This window comes from Edaphocola aurantiacus (assembly GCF_019797745.1).
Taxonomy (GTDB): Bacteria; Bacteroidota; Bacteroidia; order Chitinophagales; family Chitinophagaceae; genus Edaphocola; species Edaphocola aurantiacus.
This window is the reverse complement of the sequence record NZ_VOSI01000001.1, coordinates 1-21872: the sequence shown is the minus strand read 5'-3', so window position 1 is coordinate 21872 and position 21872 is coordinate 1. Positions and strand designations below refer to the sequence as shown.

The 21872-nt window shown below is 45.4% G+C and carries 21 protein-coding genes and 1 tRNA gene; 14 read left to right on the top strand and 8 right to left on the bottom strand.

The features are described 5' to 3' along the window. Positions 1-19: 19 nt before the first annotated feature. Entirely contained in the window at positions 20-394 is a 375-nt protein-coding gene (locus FTD44_RS00110; protein WP_222164605.1) for a DUF779 domain-containing protein, read from the top strand. Positions 395-822: 428 nt separating this feature from the next. Here the strand turns inward: FTD44_RS00110 and FTD44_RS00105 are convergent, their stop codons facing one another. Further along, a complete protein-coding gene (locus tag FTD44_RS00105; RefSeq protein ID WP_222164604.1) occupies positions 823-1590 on the bottom strand; it encodes a pseudouridine synthase in 768 nt (255 codons plus the stop codon). A gap of 106 nt (positions 1591-1696) precedes the next feature. Here FTD44_RS00105 and proC point away from each other — a divergent pair, with 106 nt between their 5' ends. From proC to FTD44_RS00090, 3 genes are read left to right on the top strand one after another with little or no spacing between them, the layout of a single operon-like run. After that, positions 1697-2494, top strand: a complete 798-nt coding sequence (proC, locus tag FTD44_RS00100; protein ID WP_222164603.1) for a pyrroline-5-carboxylate reductase — start codon at positions 1697-1699, stop codon at positions 2492-2494. A gap of 21 nt (positions 2495-2515) precedes the next feature. Further along, complete coding sequence (locus FTD44_RS00095) at positions 2516-3112, top strand: PhnA domain-containing protein (protein WP_222164602.1); 597 nt, start codon at positions 2516-2518, stop codon at positions 3110-3112. A 7-nt stretch (positions 3113-3119) separates the two neighbouring features. Further along, positions 3120-3908 (top strand): M90 family metallopeptidase, encoded by a 789-nt coding sequence (locus FTD44_RS00090; protein ID WP_222164601.1) that lies wholly within the window; start codon positions 3120-3122, stop codon positions 3906-3908. Positions 3909-4045: 137 nt separating this feature from the next. Here FTD44_RS00090 and nusG read toward each other — a convergent pair whose 3' ends face one another. The 7 genes from nusG to FTD44_RS00055 all read right to left on the bottom strand — a co-directional run bounded on the left by nusG (position 4046) and on the right by FTD44_RS00055 (position 10953). Further along, complete coding sequence (gene nusG, locus FTD44_RS00085; RefSeq protein WP_129021264.1) at positions 4046-4618, bottom strand: transcription termination/antitermination protein NusG; 573 nt, start codon at positions 4616-4618, stop codon at positions 4046-4048. A 15-nt stretch (positions 4619-4633) separates the two neighbouring features. Beyond that, positions 4634-4825, bottom strand: a complete 192-nt coding sequence (secE, locus tag FTD44_RS00080) for a preprotein translocase subunit SecE (RefSeq protein WP_129021265.1) — start codon at positions 4823-4825, stop codon at positions 4634-4636. A gap of 42 nt (positions 4826-4867) precedes the next feature. After that, positions 4868-4938: transfer RNA gene (locus FTD44_RS00075), tRNA-Trp, on the bottom strand. 97 nt (positions 4939-5035) lie between these two features. Next, the gene (gene tsaE, locus FTD44_RS00070) at positions 5036-5479 is read right to left on the bottom strand and encodes a tRNA (adenosine(37)-N6)-threonylcarbamoyltransferase complex ATPase subunit type 1 TsaE (RefSeq protein ID WP_222164600.1); all 444 of its coding nucleotides are present in this window, start codon (positions 5477-5479) and stop codon (positions 5036-5038) included. 25 nt (positions 5480-5504) lie between these two features. Further along, complete coding sequence (locus FTD44_RS00065) at positions 5505-6260, bottom strand: ABC transporter ATP-binding protein (protein WP_222164599.1); 756 nt, start codon at positions 6258-6260, stop codon at positions 5505-5507. A gap of 56 nt (positions 6261-6316) precedes the next feature. Continuing rightward, entirely contained in the window at positions 6317-8941 is a 2625-nt protein-coding gene (topA, locus tag FTD44_RS00060) for a type I DNA topoisomerase (RefSeq protein WP_222164598.1), read from the bottom strand. A gap of 116 nt (positions 8942-9057) precedes the next feature. After that, positions 9058-10953: a T9SS type A sorting domain-containing protein gene (locus tag FTD44_RS00055; RefSeq protein ID WP_222164597.1), complete on the bottom strand. Its 1896-nt coding sequence runs from the start codon at positions 10951-10953 to the stop codon at positions 9058-9060. Positions 10954-11086: 133 nt separating this feature from the next. On the opposite strand from FTD44_RS00055, the gene FTD44_RS00050 reads away from it, so the two are divergent. From FTD44_RS00050 to FTD44_RS00005, 10 genes are all read left to right on the top strand, one after another. After that, entirely contained in the window at positions 11087-11965 is an 879-nt protein-coding gene (locus FTD44_RS00050; RefSeq protein WP_222164596.1) for an SPFH domain-containing protein, read from the top strand. A gap of 12 nt (positions 11966-11977) precedes the next feature. Then, positions 11978-12160 carry an Arc family DNA binding domain-containing protein gene (locus FTD44_RS00045; RefSeq protein WP_129021271.1) on the top strand — a complete coding sequence of 61 codons (183 nt, stop codon included), beginning with the start codon at positions 11978-11980 and terminating at the stop codon, positions 12158-12160. 148 nt (positions 12161-12308) lie between these two features. Next, the gene (locus FTD44_RS00040; RefSeq protein ID WP_222164595.1) at positions 12309-14405 is read left to right on the top strand and encodes a T9SS type B sorting domain-containing protein; all 2097 of its coding nucleotides are present in this window, start codon (positions 12309-12311) and stop codon (positions 14403-14405) included. A 67-nt stretch (positions 14406-14472) separates the two neighbouring features. After that, positions 14473-16551 (top strand): T9SS type B sorting domain-containing protein, encoded by a 2079-nt coding sequence (locus FTD44_RS00035; protein WP_222164594.1) that lies wholly within the window; start codon positions 14473-14475, stop codon positions 16549-16551. Between the two features lie 82 nt (positions 16552-16633). Continuing rightward, positions 16634-17299, top strand: a complete 666-nt coding sequence (locus FTD44_RS00030) for a hypothetical protein (protein ID WP_222164593.1) — start codon at positions 16634-16636, stop codon at positions 17297-17299. Continuing rightward, the gene (locus tag FTD44_RS00025) at positions 17296-17595 is read left to right on the top strand and encodes a winged helix-turn-helix domain-containing protein (RefSeq protein ID WP_222164592.1); all 300 of its coding nucleotides are present in this window, start codon (positions 17296-17298) and stop codon (positions 17593-17595) included. The genes FTD44_RS00030 and FTD44_RS00025 overlap by 4 nt, the downstream gene beginning before the upstream one ends. Positions 17596-17662: 67 nt before the next feature. Further along, the gene (locus tag FTD44_RS00020; protein ID WP_222164591.1) at positions 17663-18103 is read left to right on the top strand and encodes a hypothetical protein; all 441 of its coding nucleotides are present in this window, start codon (positions 17663-17665) and stop codon (positions 18101-18103) included. Next, the gene (locus FTD44_RS00015) at positions 18090-18575 is read left to right on the top strand and encodes a Coq4 family protein (protein ID WP_222164590.1); all 486 of its coding nucleotides are present in this window, start codon (positions 18090-18092) and stop codon (positions 18573-18575) included. Before FTD44_RS00020 ends, FTD44_RS00015 begins: the two co-directional genes overlap by 14 nt. 37 nt (positions 18576-18612) lie before the next feature. Next, a complete protein-coding gene (gene creD / locus FTD44_RS00010) occupies positions 18613-19941 on the top strand; it encodes a cell envelope integrity protein CreD (RefSeq protein WP_222164589.1) in 1329 nt (442 codons plus the stop codon). A gap of 146 nt (positions 19942-20087) precedes the next feature. After that, complete coding sequence (locus FTD44_RS00005) at positions 20088-21317, top strand: MFS transporter (RefSeq protein ID WP_222164588.1); 1230 nt, start codon at positions 20088-20090, stop codon at positions 21315-21317. Positions 21318-21872 lie beyond the last annotated feature (555 nt).

Below are 21872 nucleotides of genomic sequence, written 5' to 3'. Positions count from 1 at the left end.
ATAATATAAATGAACAGATATGGTACAAAGACTAGCAGTAACGGAAAAGGCGATGGAGGTGGTACGGCAGCTGGAGCAGCAGTACGGCGAGCTGATGTTCTACCAGGCCGGGGGCTGCTGCGAGGGTACACAACCCCAGTGCTTCGAAAAGGGAGGCTTCTATCCGCGTATGAATGATGTACTCATAGGCCATGTCGATGGGGCAGAATTCTGGGTAGATCGCGACCTGTTTGAATACTGGCAGTATTCTCACTTTACGCTCGATATACTGGAGGGCTTTGGTCCCGGAGGCTTCTCTCTCGAGACCCCGCTGGGCAAAACCTTTAAGGTACACTACCGGTTGTTTACCGACGATGAATTAGAACAGTTAGAACCGGTTACCCGGATGTTATAGAGGTGGAAAGGGCTGCATGTGCAGCCCTTTCTTTTTATAAAGTATAAAGACTAGATGTAGCGCATGCGGGCACACGCGAGGGCGCGTGCGCTAGCGCTGAATGGAGTCATTACCCGTTTGTTGAGGCCCTCGAAATGACAATGTTGTATCCACAGTACACTTCGAGCACCTCAGGGTACACATCCATCTCGTCCTGTCGACTGAAGCGTAGCGGAATGGAGACATCTCCTCTTGTTGCAGTACAAGTAGATTGCCCGACACTGCTTCAGTGCGCACAAACTTCATCATGAGCTTCACTTGTTCTACGGTTATATCGAAATGACAATGTTGTATCCAAAGTATGCTTCGAGTACCTCAGGGTACTGTAAACATCATATTTTACTTTTGACTTAAATAAAAAGGCTGCAAACGCAGCCTTTTTATTTAAGTCAAAATTTTTCATCCTTACCCAGGTATCGCCACTTGCCCGGCGGTAAAGTGCCCAGGCGTACGTTACCCATGCGTATGCGCTTGAGGTGTACCACCTTAAGGCCCACCAGTTCACACATACGGCGTATCTGTCTTTTCTTACCCTGTTTCAGTATAAAGCGCAGCTGATCCTCGTTCTGCCAGGTCACCTTGGCCGGTCTCAGCTTCTCGTCGTCCAGGCTCAGCCCATGGTTGAGCAGCTCCAGTCCTTTAGGTATAATCTTACCTACCACACGTACCAGGTATTCCTTTTCTACACCGCTGTTTTCACCGATCAGTTGCTTGGCTATGCGGCCATCCTGCGTCAGTACCAGCAGTCCTACAGAGTCTATATCTAGCCTGCCCGCAGGCGCCAGACCATAAGCCTGCTTTTCGTGGTATCGTATACCGCTCTTATCTTCAGCCCAGTGGTTTTGTGGCGTGATGAGCTCGGCCGCGGCTTTGTATCCTTTTTCGGGCTGCGCGCTTACGTAACCCACTGGTTTGTTCAGTATAATGGTAACCCGGTTAGATTGCTGCTGCTGTCCCTGGTCGTTCAGTGTGATTACATCACTTTCCTGCACACGCATGCCCTTTTCCTTGGTCATCACCCCATTTACCTTTACCCAGCCTTTCAATATATATTCATCGGCCTCTCTGCGCGAGCAGAAGCCCAGATGAGCCATTCTTTTGGCCAGACGCATATTGTCAGCGTCATGTTGTGGATCGGGAGCATTTTTTTGCGGCAAGATATATCTGTTTTTGTCTGGCAAAATTAGGCTAAAATGCGAGAAAGCATTCCCAGACAGGCTATATAATTTAAATTGCTATTTAATTTTTGTTTCTTTGCACATCATGAATCGTATTGCAATCATCGGAGGGGGCAACCTGGGTCAGGCTATAGCTGAAGGGCTTATCGCCAGCGGCTTTATGCAGCCGGAACAGATCACCATCACCCGCAGAAATACAGCTGCCCTTGCGCACCTGCAGGAGCGCGGCATAACTGTTACCAGTGATAACGCAACTGCTGTTGCAGATGCACAATGGGTGTTGTTTGCCGTAAAACCATTTCAGATACAGGATATCCTGAACAGCCTGCGACCGCAGCTGGATCCTAAGCAACATGCCATTATCAGCGTCATGACCGGCATCAGCCTGCAAGACCTGCAAAGTCTTACAGATCCTGCATACACCGTATTTCGTGCTATGCCCAATACGGCCATCGCCATCAAAGAAAGTATAACCTGTCTGTCGGCAGCCAATGCCAGTACAGAGCAGACCGATTTTGTGACCCACCTCTTTAACCAGCTGGGCATTGCCATTATGATCGAAGATCAGCTGATGGATGCTGCTACGGTACTGGGGGCTTGCGGTACAGCCTATGCAATGCGCTATATCCGTGCCAATATTCAGGGCGGTATAGAGATTGGCTTCGATGCCCGCACGGCAGCACTGATCGCGGCACAGACGGTAAAAGGTGCGGCAGAATTGCTGTTGCAGCGACATACACATCCCGAACAAGAGATAGATAAGGTGACTACGCCTAAAGGCTGTACCATAGCAGGGCTTAATGAAATGGAGCACCAGGGCTTTAGCTCCTCGCTGATCAAGGGTATTGTGACCAGCTATAAGAAGATCAAAAATGATATGTAAATTTTAAACCAATAGAACGAAATGAACGTACAACAACTACAGGAAAGAAGTCAGAATCAATGTGAATTATGTGAGTCGAAGGATCATTTAATGGTTTATGAGGTGCCGCCGACGGCGCTGAACAGTGCCGACCGGGAGATCTATATTTGCGAAACCTGTCATAACCAGGTAGAGAAAAAAGCAGAACTGGAGCTTGCTCACTGGCAGCAATGTTTGCCTACGGCAATGTGGAATGAAGCACCGGCGGTACAGGTAGTGGCCTGGAGAATGCTGAACCGCTTTCGTCAGGAGAGCTGGGCTGCGGACCTGCTGGATATGATGTACCTGGATGAGGATAATATGGAGTGGGCTAAGGCTACCGGCGATCATGAAAATGATGGCAGTGTAGACCTGCACCGCGACTGCAACGGCCACCAGCTGGAACATGGTGATAGTGTGGTGCTGATCAAATCGCTGGATGTTAAGGGCTCTACGGTAAATGCCAGCCTGGGTACTGTGGTGAAGAATATTAAACTGGACCCTAATGATACGGGCTATATCGAAGGTAAGGTCGAAGGACAGACTATTATGATCAAGACCATGTATGTGCGTAAACAAGGGGCACAGATCATTACCTAATAGATAAATGATGGAAAAATATCAGATTATTGTACTGGCCATTGCTATAGCTACCTTTACGGGGTTGAATATCGTGTACCGTAAAAGTCAGAAGCAGAAAGCGCAGCAGATCCCGGACGAGCAGGAGCTGCACCGGATACTGCTTGAGGAGGTATTGTTTTATCAGAAACTGGATGCTGCCGAGCAGGAAAGCTTCCGGGAGCGGATACATCACTTTCTGCAACTGGTGCGCATCACCCCGGTACGTAATCTTAAGATCACTAAAACAGATAAGGTGCTCGTGGCTGCGGCAGGCATTATACCCCTGTTCCGGTTCAAAAACTGGATGTATAATAACCTGAACGAGGTATTGATCTACCCCGACCGTTTTGCGGCGGATTATAGCCTCGATGGCGATGATCGTAATGTATTGGGTATGGTAGGTGATGGTGCGATGCACCGTACCATGATTCTGTCTCTTCCCAGCCTGAGGGCCGGTTTTGTAATAAACAGTACGGGCAATACGGCGATACATGAGTTTGTACACCTGCTTGATAAATCGGATGGGGCTACAGATGGGATCCCGGAAGAAATTCTGCAGCATGAAAATGTAAAGCCCTGGATTCACCTGATGCATGAGTACATACGCGAAATACGGGAGCGGGAGATCACAGACATTAATCCTTATGGAGCAACGAATGAGGCAGAGTTTTTTGCAGTAGTGTCGGAGTATTTCTTCCAACGGCCGGAGCGCCTGCAGGAAATGCATCCCGAGCTGTACCAGCTGTTGGACAGCGCTTTTAACCGAACACAGTAATAGTATAACAGTAAAATGGCACTCCGTTACACTCCATTCGATATAACGATCTGTAGCTATAATAACTGAAATGATACGATATACAAAGAGCGCGCTATCCATGGATAGCGCGCTCTTTGTATATCGTATATAATAGATTAAACTATTTTTTCTACTTGTGTAAAGTTCAGCTCTACGATCTGGGCACGGCCGAAGATCTTTACGCTTACTTTCAGCTTGCGTTTCTCATCGCTGATTTCTTCAATTGTACCGTTAAACTCGTTGAATGGTCCGTCGATAACTTTAATGGTTTCACCCATGATGAATGGTTCTGCCATCTGAACGCCTTGTTCCATAACCTCATCCAGGTTACCAAACATTTTGTTCACTTCAGATTTACGCAGCGGGGTAGGGTTCTCTTTTCCTAAGAAATGGATCACACCAGTAACCGCAACGATAGTCTGTAACATAGTATCGTTGAATTTACCTTCAACTGCTTCGATCATCAGATAACCCGGGAATAAGATTTTCTCTCTCAGGGCTTTTTTACCATTGGTTACTTTAAAAACCTTTTCAACAGGACATAATACCTGTATAATGGCATTGCTCCATCCGCTGATGCGGATTTCTTTATCCAGATGCTCTTTTACTTTTCTTTCTTTACCGCTTACCACGCGCAATACATACCACTTGGTATCTTGTGCAGGTTGGGTTTGTACGCTATCGCTCATTCTTGACGTTTTCGATTATGCAAAACTGTATACGAACTTCATCAGGGCCTGACATGCAGAGTCTAAGCCGAAGATAAGCAGTGTCGTTACCAACAATGCTACCAATACAACAACAGTAGTTGATTGTAAATCACTCCAAGATGGCCAGCTTACTTTGTGGACCAGCTCGTCGTAAGCTTCCTGAATATATGAACCAAATTTAGCCATAGTATGTATAAATTAAAAAAGCCCAGAGGGCTTTTGTGTTTGCACGGGCACTAGGATTCGAACCCAGATCAAAGGTTTTGGAGACCCGTATGCTACCATTGCACCATGCCCGTATACCGTTTCAAATTTTTCAAGCGTTTTAAGGCGCTATTCCTTTCCTGAAAGGACTGCAAAGATAGGATTCGATTTTTACAAATCCAAATTTTTTCTTCATTTTATCGAACATTTTATTGTCCGAGTTTGTTCGTCTAAAACTTCCAGGCTTATATAGAAGGTCTGGGCCGGAAGCAGGTCTGGTGCTTTCTCCCACCATTCGATAATACATAAGCCATCTGCATGACTGATCATGTCTTCTACACCGGCATTTATAGCCTCTTCTTCATCATTCAGCCGGTACCAGTCACTATGGTACATCGTACGCGCTGTACCTCCCTCATCTGTATAATCATACTGATTGATAATAGAGAATGTAGGGCTGCTTACGGCATCGGTTACCCCCAGTATATCACAAAGCGCATGGGTGAATGTGGTCTTGCCGGCACCTAACTGCCCGCTCAGTGCCCATACAGGGTACTCCTTGCCCAATCGTAATACTTCCAGGGCTATATCGGGCAGCTGTGTTCTGGTAAATGTCTGTTCCAGTAATATATTCATGTATAATATGCTATTCAGGTATGTGTCAGCCTTCGCGCAGCTCTTTGCCGGTCAGGTTGAGGAATACATCTTCAAGGTTTGCTTCTTTTGTTTTCTTCGTTCTCTGGAATCCGGAATCCAGCAACTGGTCTATCAGGTGGTCCGGAGTATCTTCGCGAATAATGGTACCGGAATCAACAATGGCGACACGGTCACACAGCTCTTCTGCTTCATCCATATAATGGGTAGTGATCACAATCGTAGTGCCGTTCTGCTTCAGTTGGCGGATCAGGTCCCAGAGATTGCGTCTTGCCTGCGGATCAAGGCCGGTTGTCGGCTCATCCAGGAAAATGACTTTTGGTTTATTGATCAGGGTAGTGGCAATGGAAAAACGCTGCTTTTGTCCGCCGGATAATTGCTTGAATTTATTGCGGGCCTTGTCTTCCAGGTTTACACTGCGCAGCAGTTCCATCGGATCTACTGTTTCATTGTACAGGCCGGCAAACAGTTCTATCAGTTCTTTAAGGTTCAGGTTGGGATAAAAGCCGGATGCCTGCAATTGTACGCCTATGATCTGCTTGATCTGTTGCGGATGCGTATCGAGGTCCATACCGTCTACCCATACCTTACCAGAGGTTTTGGGTCTTAAGGTCTCGATAATCTCCAGTGTGGTGGTCTTGCCGGCACCATTAGGTCCCAGCAATCCGAAAATAGTACCCTGCTGTACTTCAAAACTGATCCCTTTTACCGCAGTAAAGGCTCCGTATTGTTTCACCAGGTTTTCTACTTTTATAATGGACATGTGCTGATTCGTTGTATTCGTGAACAGAACAATTGCTCCGTAAAGGAGCAATTGAATTATTTTTTAGGAGCCGTTTTCTTCGGAGCTGTGGTTTTACCAGTAGCTGCTTTTTTAGTAGCGGTCTTCTTGGTTGCTGTCTTTTTAGTGGCAGTTGCTGTTTTCTTTGTAGCCGCTTTCTTGGTTTTCTTTTCGAATGCCTGTGGGTTTATCGCCACAATCATTTTCTTCACCTCTTCCAGCGATACATCCTGCAGGTCTTCGGCAGCATATTTTTCTCCGTCTGCCTTGCGGCCCAGTTTCAGCATTTCTTTACCGAAACGGATGAATGGACCCCATCTGCCGTTTTCAATAGCAATTTTCTCTTCCGGCCAGTGCTGTATAAAGCGGTTCGCTTCTTTTTCCAGCTTTTTAGAGATCAGTTCTTCGATATCTTTTTGCGATAAAGCCTCAAAATTATACGCTTTCGGCACATTAATATACAGGTCCTGGTATTTGATAAACGGACCAAAGCGACCGGTACCCTTGGTTACCGGCATGCCTTTATAAATGCCGATAGGGGCATCTGCCTGTTGTTTTTCTTTAATGATCGCAACCGCACGATCCATATCTACCATCAGCGGATCTTCTCCTTTAGGAATGGAGATAAAGCTCTCGCCCCATTTTACATAAGGGCCGAAGCGACCAACACCGACCATTATCTCCTGATCCATATAGTTGCCCAGGGTGAATGGTAGTTTGAACAGGTCCAGTGCGTCTTCAATATTGATTGTTTCGATGCTTTGTGTACGTTTCAACGGTGCAAATCGGGGCTTCTCCTCATCATCGCTGGCGCCGATCTGTACCATAGGACCGAAACGGCCCAGGCGGGCAATGATTACCTTTCCGCTTTCCGGATCAGTACCCAGTACGCGCTCACCAACCGCTCTGCCGGCATGCTCCATAGTATCAGCTACCTTATCGTGGAATGGCTGGTAGAAGCTGCCGATCATCTGGTTCCATTGCTTCTTACCTGCAGCGATCTGGTCAAATTCACTTTCGATATTTGCCGTAAAGCTATAGTTCATAATGTCCGGAAAATGCTCGTTCAGGAAATCTGTAACGACCATACCCAGATCTGTAGGGAATAATTTGTTTTTTTCTGCACCCGTCAGCTCGCTGGACACCTGTTCTTTAATGGCATCTTTAGCTAATGTCAGGACATTGAAATTACGACGGACACCATCTTTGCTGGTCTTCTCGACATAGTTTCTCTGCTGTACCGTACTGATCGTCGGTGCATAAGTAGAAGGGCGACCGATACCCAGCTCTTCCAGTTTTTTAACCAGGCTGGCCTCTGTATATCGCGGTGCCGGACGGCTGTAACGCTCTGTGGCCTTCATTTCTACAAGCGGCAATACCTGGCCCCTGTTCAGTGGCGGCAATAAGCCTTCCTGTGTTTCATCATCCTCATCATCCTTACCTTCAAGATATACTTTCAGGAATCCGTCAAACTTGATCACCTCACCGGTTGCAGTTAATTTTTCCTGCGGTAAAGTAGAAATATCGATAGTCGCTACTGTTTTTTCAGTAATAGCATCTTCCATCTGGCAGGCAATGGTACGCTTCCAGATCAGGTCATAAAGACGTTGTCCATCCTGGTCGCTGATCTGCGAAATCATCATATCCGTTGGACGGATGGCCTCATGCGCTTCCTGTGCGGATGCATTTTTGTTCTGGTATTGTCTTCTTTTATGATAAGATTTGCCGAATTGTCTTTCGATGGCCTGTGCAGCATTGGCCAAAGCGGTTTCACTTAGGTTCACACTATCCGTACGCATATAAGTGATATACCCGTTTTCATATAGTGTCTGTGCCAGCCTCATTGTACGGCTTACCGAGTAGCCCAGTTTACGGCTTGCTTCCTGTTGCAGGGTAGAAGTGGTAAATGGTGCAGAGGGTGTCTTGCGGCCAGGTTTTACTTCTACATTCTGTACTGCGAATGAAGCCCCGATACAGTTCTGCAGGAAATTACGTGCATCCTCCTGGCGGCTGATGCGGGCACCTTCTGCTTTAAAGGTAACCAGTCTTTTATTAATATCCTGTGCTTCAAATAAAGCATCTATTTTGTAACTGCTTTCTGTTCTGAATTGGTTGATCTCACGCTCTCTTTCTACAATCAGCTTTACCGCAACCGATTGTACACGGCCTGCAGAAAGGCTCTTTCCGCTAAGCTTACGCCAGAGTACCGGTGATATCTCAAAACCCACAATACGGTCCAGTACACGACGGGCCTGTTGTGCATTAACGAGGTCCATATTCACGGTTCTGGGATTCTGTACAGCTTTCTGAATGGCTGGTTTGGTAATCTCGTGGAATACAATTCTTTTAGTGGTCAGTGGGTTCAGTCCGAGTTCTTCGCAAAGGTGCCATGAAATGGCTTCTCCTTCGCGGTCCTCATCCGTTGCGAGCCATACCTCCTGGGCTTTCTTAGCCAGGGATTTAAGCTCCTTTACCACTCTCGCTTTATCTTCTGATACAGTATATTTTGGTCGAAACCCGTTTTCAATATCAATACCCATCCCTTCTTTCTCCAGGTCTCTGATATGTCCGAAACTCGATTTTACTTCAAAGTCTTTTCCTAGTATCTTTTCTATAGTTTTCGCCTTTGCAGGCGACTCCACGATCAATAAGTTTTTAGCCATGTTATGCTTTAATAGGATTGCAAAGTTATAAGAATTTATCTTATCCAAAATTTTCGTAATCACTAAAGTAAATAAAAAGCCCCCAAATCGGGGGCTTTTTTCTGAAAATAGTATAACTATTTGATACTGATTCTAGTATGTTGTTTCGCTCCGGCGGCGTTTGTTACCTCGATCAGGTACAGTCCGGTAGATGGGATACGTAACTGGTGCGTAAAGCCTGTCAGGTCTTTTTCCATAACCACCTGACCGATGACATTGGTGATACGGATGTGGAACTGATCGCTGTTGTCGCTCAGGTTAAGCGTAAAGTCTCCGGTGCTGCTCGGATTAGGATATACATCCTTAATGCTGAATGCAGCATCAAGTTGCAGCATTTTGGAGTAAATACTCGGATTCACATTACAAGAAGTGATCTGTACCGGGTAGTTATTGACTACTGCCGGATAGCTGGTTGCGTCCAGATAGATATCCTGCTCCTGTACCGGGATATATTGCTGCTCATAGCTTTCGTTATTGGCATCTGCCGACAAAGGATTGTGACAATAGTGTGTACCGGTATATTTCTGGTAGATGAAGCGGGCATCTTTATTATTGCCCTGGAACTTCAGCAGATCCATCTGTAACAGATCGCCACCGTTAGTTGGTAAAACAGAAGAGTAAGGGTTGGTCCAGAGCGGAATACTCGGGTTCAGCCTGTTTTCGTTGAAGTTGAAGAATGGCTCACAACCACTGGCATTAGGAGTGTAGTTGAAATTTAAACCGCCGGCAGGGTACAATTCACCATTCATAATATCAACGTCCAGGGCGAAGGTGAAAGGAACATAGTCCTTATCATCCGTCATACTTCTGATACCTGTTACGGAGTAAGTATTGGACAGGTTTCCGATATTGTGGATGTTCATCGGCTGTGTCTTTGTATTATATACATATGGGCCGGTTTTGATCTCCAGGGCATTGTTAGAAGATGCCATAAGTTTCAGAGAGTTGTAATCCACAGCAGCCAGTGCAGGCATGGCCAGTTCTCCGTCACGATATGCTGTCAGTACGTTGATGTATGCATAATCTTTATACGGAGCCAGATCCACATTCACCAGACCGTTAAACTGAGTCGGGCTCAAAGTACCGGAATAGTTATATCCGAATGAATGATCTTCAGCAATATCCAGAGTATTTTTCTTCAATACCAGGTTACGGGCGTACGAAGAGTTGATCGCATCAACATAACCACCTACATCAGCACTGGATTTACCATTGGCCGTAGCGGTTACCAGCAGCGCATCGCCTTTCAGTTGCAGGCGCATACCATTATCATAATCCGGGATATCGCTTAAGTTGTATCCTCCGGTTGGAACTTTGGCAGTATTGTGCAGACGACAGATCAGGTTACCACCATAATAGTCAAACTTCAATACAAAAGCAGATTTATCATCCTGTGGCAAAGGTGTCAACGGATTGGCATTATTGTCTACAAAATAACCTGTTGTATAGATGTTCTGTCCGTCAGTAACTGTATGCTGTGGATACATACCGTACGGAGGATTGTTGTTGTCCAGTGTGAAACACTTCTCAATGGTTGGTGGCTGATAAAACTCAGTACATTTCAGGATCAGGTACAGGGGTACTTCAGTATTGTTCTTGTGAGATACCATTGTAACCAGTTTGTAGCCACCGAATTCGGTAATACCTACAATTTTAGAACGGAATGGCAGTTGGATCGAATAGCTGTTTACCTGCGGGCTACCGGTGTTGGAGCCGGTCTGGTATAAGATATTGATCGAAACAGTATACTGATAGTAGTTATCAAAGCTGATGCTACCTACAGATACCGTGCCATCTTGCCCGATGTCATAGAAATGGTTGTTGTCAATAGAGTAGTTGTAGTGCGAGTTATTCACTGCAGTGTTCAGGCAGGGAATAGCCTGTGCATAAGATTCTGTCTGGCTCAGCGGTAGTGTGGCCAGGGTAATGAAACCGGCGAGAAGGGTTCTCTTAATAGTTGGTAAGTTTTTCATTTTCATATAGTTATGACATTTAGATTGTGATTTCACAAATCTAGGAAAAAATAATTCTTAAAAGAACTTTAACTTATATTTTTAAATTTGTTAATTATCTTTGATATCAAATTGATATTAAACTGAATTAATTATGGAAAAACTTATTAAACCTCTTTCGGGCTATCTCGCACTTGTTGCTGCCCTGGCCTGCGCCGTCTTGTCTGTCATCTGCTTCGTAAATGTTGAAGGGGCCGACGGGACCAATAACCCTTTGTTCATAATCCTGGGCATCGTACTGGTAATTGCTTTTTTCTTTCTGCTTAAGGGTCTGATGATCATCAACCCGAACCACTCCCGTGTACTTAACTTCTTCGGTAAGTATGTAGGTACGGTTAAAGAGAACGGATTGTTTTTTGTAAACCCACTGTTCTCCACCGTAAGGGTGAGCCTGAGATCTGATAACCTCCAGGGGCAAACGCTGAAAGTGAACGATAAGATGGGTAACCCAATCGAGATTGGTGCCGTAATTGTATGGCAGGTTGGCGATACTTATAAGGCTACTTATGATGTAACCAATTATGCCTCTTATGTGCGTACGCAAAGTGAAGCTGCGGTACGTCACCTGGCCGGAAGTTTCCCTTACGATAACCTGGAAGATGAAGGTGCGGACATTACCCTGAGAGAGGGTGGTGATACCGTAAATCGTATCCTGGAACAGGAACTGACCGATCGCCTGGCTCCTGCCGGAATTGTGATTAAAGAAGCCCGTATCAGTCACCTGGCCTATGCTTCAGAGATTGCCGGTGCCATGCTGCAACGCCAGCAGGCTACTGCTATCGTAGCGGCACGTGCCAAAATCGTAGAAGGTGCTGTGGGTATGGTAGAAATGGCGCTGCAAAAATTATCTGAAAAAGATATCGTAGAGCTGGACAATGAAAAGAAAGCGGCCATGGTGAGCAACCTGATGGTTGTACTGTGTGGTGAAAAAGCTGCGGCTCCGGTACTGAACACCGGAACATTGTATCAATAAAAAATGAATGCTATGCCGGATAAAAAGAACTTTATGCTGAGAGTGGATGCCGATATGTATAAGGCATTGGAAAAATGGGCTGCAGATGATTTTCGCAGTGTCAACGGGCAGATCGAATACCTGCTGCACAAAGCACTTAAAGATCAGGGGCGCTTGCCCAAAGAGCCGGCAAAGCCAAACGATAAAAGCAAATAACGATAAGCACAAATTTACATTTACCACAAAAGGGTCTGCATATATGCAGACCCTTTTGTGGTAAATGAGTTTTAAGCTCCAACGTAAATGATTGAAAACATGTCTTTTAAGAGCATACTCCCTATTGTTTTGCAAACCCTCTATCGACATGAATAAACTTTACTCCTTACTGCTGCTGTGCCTGCTCAGCTGCAGTCACCCGCTTTTATATGCCCAGGGCGAGAATAATAACTGGCATTTCGGAAAGAAGCAGTCTATCAATTTCAATGTCAATCCGCCGTTACAGCAGGAGAGTAATATAATGTCGTACGAAGCGGCGGTAGCCGTCAGTAATGCACAGGGGCAATTGCAGTTTTATACTATAGGCAGCCGCATCTGGAACCGTAATGGGGTAGAGATGCCCAATAGCAATGGCTTACTGGGCAACGGACCGATTATCGGCGGACAGCCAGCGGGTTCCAGCGCATATGGCGCACAGGTAATCAAGCATCCCGGTAATCCCAATCGCTACTTCGTTTTTTCGGGCGATGCCCAGGAGGATAATACTTATAATGTATACTATTCTGTTGTAGATATGACCCTGGATGGTGGTAATGGTGATGTTGTGCCGGGAATGAAGAACATTCCTATCATGACCAATGGATCGGAATACATGGCCGTAACCAAGGGGGCAGATTGTAAAAGTTATTGGCTTATCGTTCGTACTAATGCTATCTGGGTCAGAGATTACTATGCATTTAAAATAGACGTCAATGGTGTCAATACGACACCGGTTATCACCACTCCGCCTGCTTTTATGATAGGTGCATTTCTGCCGCTTATTTTCGGCAACGATGGTACATCCATGTATAGCATGGGTACCGGTGGTATAGTTTTTGCACAGTTCAATAATGTAACGGGTGTTGTATCGGGTTTTCAGTCTTTTCCGGCCTACAGTTTCGGTCCTATCGCACTCAGTGCAGATAATACTAAACTCTATACTGCAGAGGGCACAGCCGGTGTGAAGCAGTATGACCTTACGCTGATGCCTAACCTTACCGCCGTACAAAACTCGGCACAGATCGTATCTCCCACGCCGAATCCCAATTATATGACCTCCTTTCAGGATATGCGCAGGGGGCCTGATGGCAAGATATACCTGCTGCGACAAGAGTTTGGCAGTTCTTATTATAATGTAACTATTGATTGTATCCCACAGCCTAATTTAAGTGGTACGGCGGCTGGATATAATATTGCAGCATTTGACTATGTATCATCCTGGAGCCCTCCGCTGGGGCTCAATACCTTCTGGCGTTTCGGAGACGATTTCATCGTCAATCCGGAGGTCGATACGATAGCCCGCACCACAAAAGATACAGTAGTGTGTTTTGCTTCTTCCTTAAACCTGCAATCGCCGGAGGCTGATGCAGCCTATTATCAATGGAGTAACGGAGCGAATGGCAGCACAGCATCGGTTAGCGCAGACGGGCTGTATTGGGTATACAGTACCAATAACTGTCAGACCTATATAGACTCTTTTAAAGTACATTTTACCCGCTTCTCTCTCGATCTGCCGGATGATACCGCCATGTGCGAAAACAATACCCTGCAGCTGGATGTAACCAATCCTGCTATTGAAGCCTATTTGTGGAATGATGGTGATGCAAACGGCGTTAAGACCATCTCTCAGGCCGGTCGGTATAGTGTAAGGGCTTCCAGCGGTCTGTGCAGCCTTTCCGACACCATAACCGTAAGTATCACGCATCCAAAAGTAGATATACCGCAGGACGATCTTTCGATGTGTAATAATAACATCAGCCCGATAACTGCCGAAGCTAATGTACCCGGCAGCTATTACTGGAATACGGGTGATACCGGCCGCGTACTGATACCGGATCACAGTGGTATATACGTAGTCAGCCACCTCAATGCCTGCGGATTGTATAAAGATTCTGTTAGGGTAACCATTAATGATTGTATCTGTAAGATTATGATCCCGAATGTATTTACTCCTAACGGCGATGGCCGGAATGATGTATTCCTTCCGGTTACCGCTCCCGGCTGCAATTTTATGTTCTATGATATGCGTGTATATAACCGTTACGGACAGCAGATATATTATACCAACAATGCTGCGAGCGGGTGGGACGGTACTTTCAGAGACCAGCCTGCAGAAGCCGGAGCATATATGTATTCTATCAAATACACCAATCGTTATACCGATGAAACAAAAATAGAAAGCGGAGATGTAATATTGATACGTTAGTACTATTGCATTACATAAAACTAATTTGTATATTACCTCCCATTGTGTAGTAGTTCATTAGCAAACCATGAAGCGTACCCTTTATTTTAGTCTGTTCATCCTGCTGTGTATAACAGCGGTGAGGGTGTGTGCTCAGGAGGAAAATAATCGCTGGCATTTTGGCCAGAAACAATCTATTAATTTCAATGTCTCTCCTCCGGTACAGGAGGAGAGCAATATACTTACATACGAGTCATCCGTTTCGGTGAGCGATGCCGCCGGACACCTGTTGTTCTATACCATGGGCAGCCGTATATGGAACAGAGATGGTGTGCCTATGGCCAACAGCTATGGCTTGCAGGGCAATGGTCCCATCGTAGGCGGTTATCCTTTCGGTTCCAGCGCTTACGGTACCCAGGTGGTAAGACATCCGTCCAATCCCAACAGGTATATTATTTTCTCAGGCGATGCACTGGAAGACAATTCCTTTCGTATTTATTATTCTGTAGTAGATATGACCCTGGATAATGGAAAGGGGGCAGTCGTGAGTGGGATGAAAAACCAACTGCTGACTGATGATGCTTCCGAATACATGACGATTGCCAAAGGAGCAGATTGCAGAAGCTATTGGCTCATTGTGCGCTCCAGAGATGTGTTGCTCCGTAATTTTCTTGCCTTCAGGATAGATGCAAACGGGGTCAGCAATACACCAACCGTATCCGCAGCACCGGCAGCAGCACTGGGCAATTCTTTACCTATGGCGCTGGCCAAAGACGGGCACTTATACAGCCTTGGGCAGGGTCTTATTATCGCCCGCTTCAACAGCCTTACCGGAGCAGTATATGATTTCCGCACCATCAATGCACCTACACCCGGCTATCTGGCCCTTAGTCCCGATCAGAGCAAGTTATACCTGTCTCATGCCACAGCCGGTATTTTACAATATGACCTGGACCTTATGCCGGATGCCAATGCGGTAGCCAATTCTGTACATGCAGTATCACCCGCAGCACAGGCGGGTATTACCACACAATATCTCGATATGCGCAGCGGTCCCGACAGAAAGCTGTACATCCTTAAAAGAAATACAGCCAATAATGCTGTGACACAATATATAGACCGGATGAATACTCCGGATCAGTATACAGTAGGGTATAATGCCAATGTTTTCAGCATGGATATGCCCTGGTCACCTTCTGTAAATATTTTCTGGGGACTGGGCGAAGATGTAGTGATCAGTACGGGTAAGGATACGATTATGAATTCCGTGAAGGACACTATCGTATGTCTTGATCATGACCTGGTCCTGCAGGCATATGATCAGTATGCCGGTAGTTACCATTGGAATACCGGCGGCAGCGGTAAACAAAAGACCGTCTATGAAGACGGCACCTACTGGGTATATAGTACCGATGATTGCCGTACCCTTATAGATTCCTTTCACGTACATTTTATCCGGTTCGATTTATCGCTTCCGGAAGATACCACCATATGTCCCGGACAGTCCATTATACTGGATGCCAGTAATCCCGGTATTGAGGAGTATGTATGGAACGACGGGGAGCACAACAGTATGAAGCTGGTCAAAGAGCCTGGCGTCTATACTGTAACTGCAAGCAATGGTATCTGCAGCCTTTCCGATACAGTAAACGTAACATTACTGCAACCCCAGGTAGACATCATTAATAATGATACCAGTATGTGTATGTCCCGTGTAGCGCCGATTACAGCGGTTGCGAATGTACCCGGAACCTTTACCTGGAGCGATGGCGCATACGGTTCGGAAACATTGCCGGCCTATACCGGAAAATATGTGGTAACACATACCAATGTCTGTGGTGATATAAAAGACTCTGTATACATTACCCTCAATAACTGTATCTGTACGGTTATGGTACCCAATGCCTTTACACCTAACGGAGACGGACGTAATGATGTGTTCTATCCTGCTACAGCACCGGGCTGCAACTTCATGTTTTACGAGATGAGAATCGTGAACCGCTACGGACAATATGTCTTCTACAGTAATCATGAGCAACTGGGCTGGGATGGCTATTATAAGAATGCCCCTGCACCAGGTGGAGTCTATATGTACACGATCAAATATACCGATCGCTATACCCATGAGTATAAAGAACTGAAGGGCGAATTAGTCCTGATGAGATAACCTGTTTTTCTGAAAAAAATATTTGAAAAATATTTGGTTTTGTAATGCTAAAAACTAACTTTGTATTTCAAAGTACTTTACTATGAATGAGCGCCAACAAGAATCGCTGGAAGTATTAACCGAGATCCGCAGTATTATGCACAAGTCTTCCCGTTTCCTCTCTTTGAGTGGCTGGAGCGGTATCTGGGCCGGTATTACAGCCCTGGTGGCGAGTGGGGTAGCCTACGGTTGGCTGACAGACCAGAGTGCATTCGTGACTAATGCCGGTGTAGACGTCATGCCCAATGGGCAATTTTCGGAAGCTGCTGCCATGTGGTCTGAACGACTGCTGATTCTTGCCGTAGTGACCTTTGTGGTTGCCTTACTGGGTGCTTTGTTTTTTACCTGGCGTAAAAACAAGAAAGCCGGAGAAGCAACCTTTACCGGTGCCGCGCGTAAACTGGCCGTGAGCATGATGATCCCTATGGGGGCAGCAGCCTGCTTTATCCTGTTCTTTATACTGAATCATCATTTCGCTTACATTGTGCCGGCTTCGCTGGTGTTTTACGGACTAACCCTGATCAATAGCAGTAAATATACCTTTTCCGATATCCGCTACCTGGGGCTTTCAGAAGTTATTATCGGCTGCATCGCATTATTTATTCCGGATATGGGTTTGTACCTTTGGGCGCTTGGATTTGGTATCATGCATATCGTGTATGGTACTATAATGTGGTTTAAATATGACCGTAAGGTAAACAGATTATGAGAAAGGAACTGGACCAGCTGAATAAGATTTTCGACAGCCGTATCCGTATAGGTATCATGAGTGCATTAATCGTTAACGAAGAGGTGAACTTTAATGAACTCAAAGCCTTACTGGATGCCACGGACGGTAATCTTGCCTCTCACCTTAAAACGTTGGAGGAACACGAATTTATCCGCGTGGAAAAAGGTTTTATCGGCAGAAAGACCAATACGATGTACAGCATTACAGCTGAAGGAGAAAAGGCCTTCCGTTCACATATTAATGCCCTGGAAAAAATAATTAAAAATCTGCAGTAGATTTTTTTTGCCCTGATTACTTTGAAATACAAAGTGCTTTTTGATTTAAAATTTAATCCATTATACAATGAAAACAGCAGCACGTATCTGGCTCATCGCCGCTTTGACGGAATGTCTTATTTACGCCTTTATCTTTAAAGGTATTGAGGCGATACCCATAGTCGCTATCATCGCTCTTGTAGGAGGTTTTCCCGGTATGCTGGCCCTGGCTTTCGGTATCGAACTCATACACATGATCTGGGAAGAGGGTAATAAGAAATGGCAGGCTATTTTCCTGCTCACACTCTTTGCCTCCAACGGTACCTTGTGTTTATTCCTTTTACTGATCAGTGCCGATTTCAGTCATCTGGACCTGCCTTATTTCCTGGTCGTTAATGTAGCGGCACTGACAGGCTTCTTCTGTTCCCTGTCCAGTATACGCAAGCATTACTTCAGCCCGGAGCCAGAGCCAACGGACGTTACCCATCAATCACCATATCAATTCAACCAGGACTATGACAAAAATTAATCAGCTCAGAGAGCAGATCCTCATCTTTATGGCCCATAAAATCGGGCTGCCTTATTTCAAGCTGGTGCGCAGAAAACCAAGTTTTCCTTATACAAGGGAGCAGCTGGCATCTTTACCGGAGGGTACTGTAGGACAACAGCTGCACCAGTTCTTTAAGGCCAATGAGCTGGATCTGTTACCCTTTTATGAAAAGCATGATATCAAACATGTAGTGCTGGGCTATGATGCCACGGAAGATGGCGAAGTATGCCTGCAATGCTTTATGCTGGCCAATGGCCGCTGTACCATACCCGTACTGATCGCCGTCATATACGGTGTGCTCACCATGCCGGAGTACTGGTCCAAATTTAAACAAGCATGGAAACGGGGACGCAGTAATCAATCGCTTGGATCTGTTAACTGGTTTGACCTCATTCCCCAACCAACAGAAACCGTGCAGAAAGCCTTATTACAATCAAAAGCTGCTGCTTAATTAAATAATCATTTTACCTGTTTAATCATACAAAATCATGGAAACACAACAAACATATACGCCGGAACAATATCCCCTGCCGAAAAAAAATGATAACAGTGCCTTGTGGAAAGGTGTTATTGTGAGCATACTGGTACTGGCTTTGCTGCTGCCGGTATCTTATATCAAAATGCTGGTAGCAGAGCGCTCAGAGCGGCATGAGCAGGTAATACAGGAGATCAGTAATCAATGGGCCGGAGAGCAAATGGTTTTGGGGCCGGTATTGATGGTGCCTTATTATGAGATTGTTCAAAAAGATGGCCGTACCATAACACAAAAAGCAAATGCTTATTTTATTGCAGATAAACTCTCCGTTAACAGTGAAATACTGCCGGAGGTGCGCAAACGGTCTTTATATAAAGTGCAGTTGATGAAGTCTGAGCTTAAACTTAAAGGAACCTTCAAACCCCTGCAGCTTGCGGCTTTGGGCCTGAGTGCCGATAAAATGCTGTGGAATGAAGCAAAGCTGCTTATCGGGCTCAGCGATACCAAAGGCCTGAGCAAAGAAGCACAGCTGGACTGGAACACCGAAAAGCAGGTCCTGCAACCGGGTGTGCCGGAGAATGGTCTCTGTGCTTCAGGCTTGAGTGCACCTGTAAAAGTGAACCCGGAAGGAACGGTGGACTTTAATATCACGATGAATGTACGAAGCTCCGGTCATTTATATTTCAGTCTTATGGCCGGCACTACCGACGCAAGCCTGAGTTCGAGCTGGAGCTCGCCATCCTTTACCGGTATGCCTGATACTGCAGAGATTAATGCCAAAGGGTTTCGGGCACACTGGAGCCTCAGCCAGGCCTCCAGGGCATATCCGCGTCAGTGGAAGCAATCTATACCTAATCTGAGCAATAATACAATCGGTGTAAGCTTTGCCAATTCAGATGAGAGCTACATTAAAACCGATAGGGTAGTCAAGTATGCTATCCTGTTTATCGCACTCACCTTTGCCGTATTTTTCCTGATCGAAGTATTGCAGCGCATACAGATTCACCCGCTCCAATACGGACTTGTCGGTATTGCATTATGTATATTCTATACACTGCTGTTATCCATCTCAGAATACACCGGTTTTGACACTGCATATATTATAGCCAGCCTGGCCACCATTTTACTGATTGGTATGTATGTCTGGAGTATTTTCCATAAACCCGCAGTAGCCTTGTCCTTCACCATTGGTCTTGCTGCACTGTATGCCTATATTTATTTCCTGATTCAGCTCGAAGAAATGTCTCTGATCTTTGGCAGTATCGCCCTTTTTCTGGTGGTTGCCGCCATCATGTTCTTTACCCGGAAAGTAAACTGGTATCAGCTGAATAAGCGCATGTAAGTAATCTGTCTGTTGTTTATATAATGCACTAGCATTAGTGTTTTATGGGTGAGCTGTATTGCTCGCCCATTTTTTGTGTAGAGAATGCAGTATTTTTAAGAACACAATGTATCTTTCGAAAAAATATAAGCCAACGAAAAACATTTATGACACAAGAACAATTTAAGAAACCCAAAAATGTAGCCCTGATCATCCTTGTCGCTTCACTGGGGTATTTCGTAGATATATATGACCTGGTGATCTTCTCCATAGTACGGATCCAGAGCTTCAAAGACATTGGTGTACACGAAGACCTGATGCGGAAGCAGGGTGAGTTTGTGATCAATGTACAGATGGCCGGACTACTACTGGGTGGTTTTATCTGGGGTATTATAGGGGATAAGTACGGCAGGCTTAAAGTATTGTTCGGTTCCATACTGTTGTATTCGGTGGCCAATATCATCAATGGCTTTGTCAATGATGTAAACACTTATGCCATCATTCGTTTTATTGCAGGCATAGGTCTGGCAGGAGAGCTGGGTGCCGGTATTACTTTAGTGAGTGAGAGTATGCCTAAAAATAAAAGAGGTTATGGCACCATGATCGTAGCCGGAGTAGGGGTGCTGGGTGCAGCTGCTGCCTATTTTGTAGCAGAGCATTTTAACTGGCGCAATGCTTATTTTGTAGGCGGTGGCATGGGTTTACTGCTCTTGCTGCTGCGTGTCGGCATTTTTGAATCTTCGATGTTTCAGCAGGCTACGGACGAACATGTAGCAAGGGGTAAATTCTCTATGATCCTGACCTCAAAAGAGCGACTGTTCCGGTACTTATATTGTCTCGGTATCGGTTTGCCACTTTGGTTTGTAGTCGGAATCCTCATTACACAGGCACCAGAGTTCGGCAAAGCGCTGGGCAGTCCAGATGTGCTGAGTGCCGGTAAAGGGATCATGCTGGCGTATATTGGTATTTCTATCGGGGAGGTTATCGCAGGTTTTATTGCACAGATGACCCGTTCGCGCAGACTGGTGCTGGCCATATTTCATGTCGCTTCACTGATTACTGTATTTATATACCTGGGCAGCAAAGGCATTACAGAAGCACAGTTTGGTGTATTGTCGTTCTGCCTTGGCTTATCAGTAGGGTATTGGGCTACATTTGTTACCGTAGCATCAGAACAGTTTGGCACCAATCTGAGAGCCACCGTTACGACTACGGCACCCAATTTTATCCGGGGCTTCCTGATTCCGGTTACATTCCTGTTCGAATTCTTTGTAAATCACTTCGGTATTATCAATGCAGGTTATATAGTTATGTGCATACTGGCTGTAGTGTCCCTGTTCTGTACCTATAAAATAAGAGAGAGCTTCAGCCTGGATCTTAATTATGTAGAAAAGTAAGACTGATAAAACCACCATTTTCTGTACAAGAGCGGCATTTATATAGTGCCGCTCTTGCATTTTACTTATATTTTAAAGAATATGTGTGGTCTGTAATGTGTACTGGTATTGATTTATGATAAAAAGTGATCAGGTGTATTTGTGATAAAGTAGTAAAAAGATTTGTTTAGGATTTTAAATGGTTCTATCTTTGCACTCCCTTACGGAAACGGGGGGTGCTCTTAATATAGGATTGGAAGTGAGACTGGGATTGGCTTTGAGGTATTTTTGGAGGTTTGGAAACGGGCTGAAGGGAATAAAAAAAACTTCAAAAAAGATTTGGTTGTTTTAAAAAGGTTATCTACCTTTGCACTCCCAACGAAACGGCGGTCGGCGCACGAAGGAGTTCGAGTCTCTGAGTTTAGCAAAAGGTAACGAAAGTGTTACTAAAGATATTTGAAATAAGGAACAGCAGTAGGATCAGATGTAATATCTGATTTGAAGGTAAGAAAAGCGTATACAAAATTAAAAAACGATCCGAACATTTTCGAGAGAGAATAGTCGTGATCAAATATC

Excerpts from the sequence above, each read along its gene's own strand:
- FTD44_RS00110 (WP_222164605.1), top strand. The coding sequence starts at position 20 with ATGGTACAAAGACTAGCAGTAACGGAAAAGGCGATGGAGGTGGTACGG.
- proC (WP_222164603.1), top strand. The coding sequence starts at position 1,697 with ATGAATCGTATTGCAATCATCGGAGGGGGCAACCTGGGTCAGGCTATA.
- FTD44_RS00095 (WP_222164602.1), top strand. The coding sequence starts at position 2,516 with ATGAACGTACAACAACTACAGGAAAGAAGTCAGAATCAATGTGAATTA.
- FTD44_RS00090 (WP_222164601.1), top strand. The coding sequence starts at position 3,120 with ATGATGGAAAAATATCAGATTATTGTACTGGCCATTGCTATAGCTACC.
- nusG (WP_129021264.1), bottom strand. The coding sequence starts at position 4,618 with ATGAGCGATAGCGTACAAACCCAACCTGCACAAGATACCAAGTGGTAT.
- secE (WP_129021265.1), bottom strand. The coding sequence starts at position 4,825 with ATGGCTAAATTTGGTTCATATATTCAGGAAGCTTACGACGAGCTGGTC.
- tsaE (WP_222164600.1), bottom strand. The coding sequence starts at position 5,479 with ATGAATATATTACTGGAACAGACATTTACCAGAACACAGCTGCCCGAT.
- FTD44_RS00065 (WP_222164599.1), bottom strand. The coding sequence starts at position 6,260 with ATGTCCATTATAAAAGTAGAAAACCTGGTGAAACAATACGGAGCCTTT.
- topA (WP_222164598.1), bottom strand. The coding sequence starts at position 8,941 with ATGGCTAAAAACTTATTGATCGTGGAGTCGCCTGCAAAGGCGAAAACT.
- FTD44_RS00055 (WP_222164597.1), bottom strand. The coding sequence starts at position 10,953 with ATGAAAAACTTACCAACTATTAAGAGAACCCTTCTCGCCGGTTTCATT.
- FTD44_RS00050 (WP_222164596.1), top strand. The coding sequence starts at position 11,087 with ATGGAAAAACTTATTAAACCTCTTTCGGGCTATCTCGCACTTGTTGCT.
- FTD44_RS00045 (WP_129021271.1), top strand. The coding sequence starts at position 11,978 with ATGCCGGATAAAAAGAACTTTATGCTGAGAGTGGATGCCGATATGTAT.
- FTD44_RS00040 (WP_222164595.1), top strand. The coding sequence starts at position 12,309 with ATGAATAAACTTTACTCCTTACTGCTGCTGTGCCTGCTCAGCTGCAGT.
- FTD44_RS00035 (WP_222164594.1), top strand. The coding sequence starts at position 14,473 with ATGAAGCGTACCCTTTATTTTAGTCTGTTCATCCTGCTGTGTATAACA.
- FTD44_RS00030 (WP_222164593.1), top strand. The coding sequence starts at position 16,634 with ATGAATGAGCGCCAACAAGAATCGCTGGAAGTATTAACCGAGATCCGC.
- FTD44_RS00025 (WP_222164592.1), top strand. The coding sequence starts at position 17,296 with ATGAGAAAGGAACTGGACCAGCTGAATAAGATTTTCGACAGCCGTATC.
- FTD44_RS00020 (WP_222164591.1), top strand. The coding sequence starts at position 17,663 with ATGAAAACAGCAGCACGTATCTGGCTCATCGCCGCTTTGACGGAATGT.
- FTD44_RS00015 (WP_222164590.1), top strand. The coding sequence starts at position 18,090 with ATGACAAAAATTAATCAGCTCAGAGAGCAGATCCTCATCTTTATGGCC.
- creD (WP_222164589.1), top strand. The coding sequence starts at position 18,613 with ATGGAAACACAACAAACATATACGCCGGAACAATATCCCCTGCCGAAA.
- FTD44_RS00005 (WP_222164588.1), top strand. The coding sequence starts at position 20,088 with ATGACACAAGAACAATTTAAGAAACCCAAAAATGTAGCCCTGATCATC.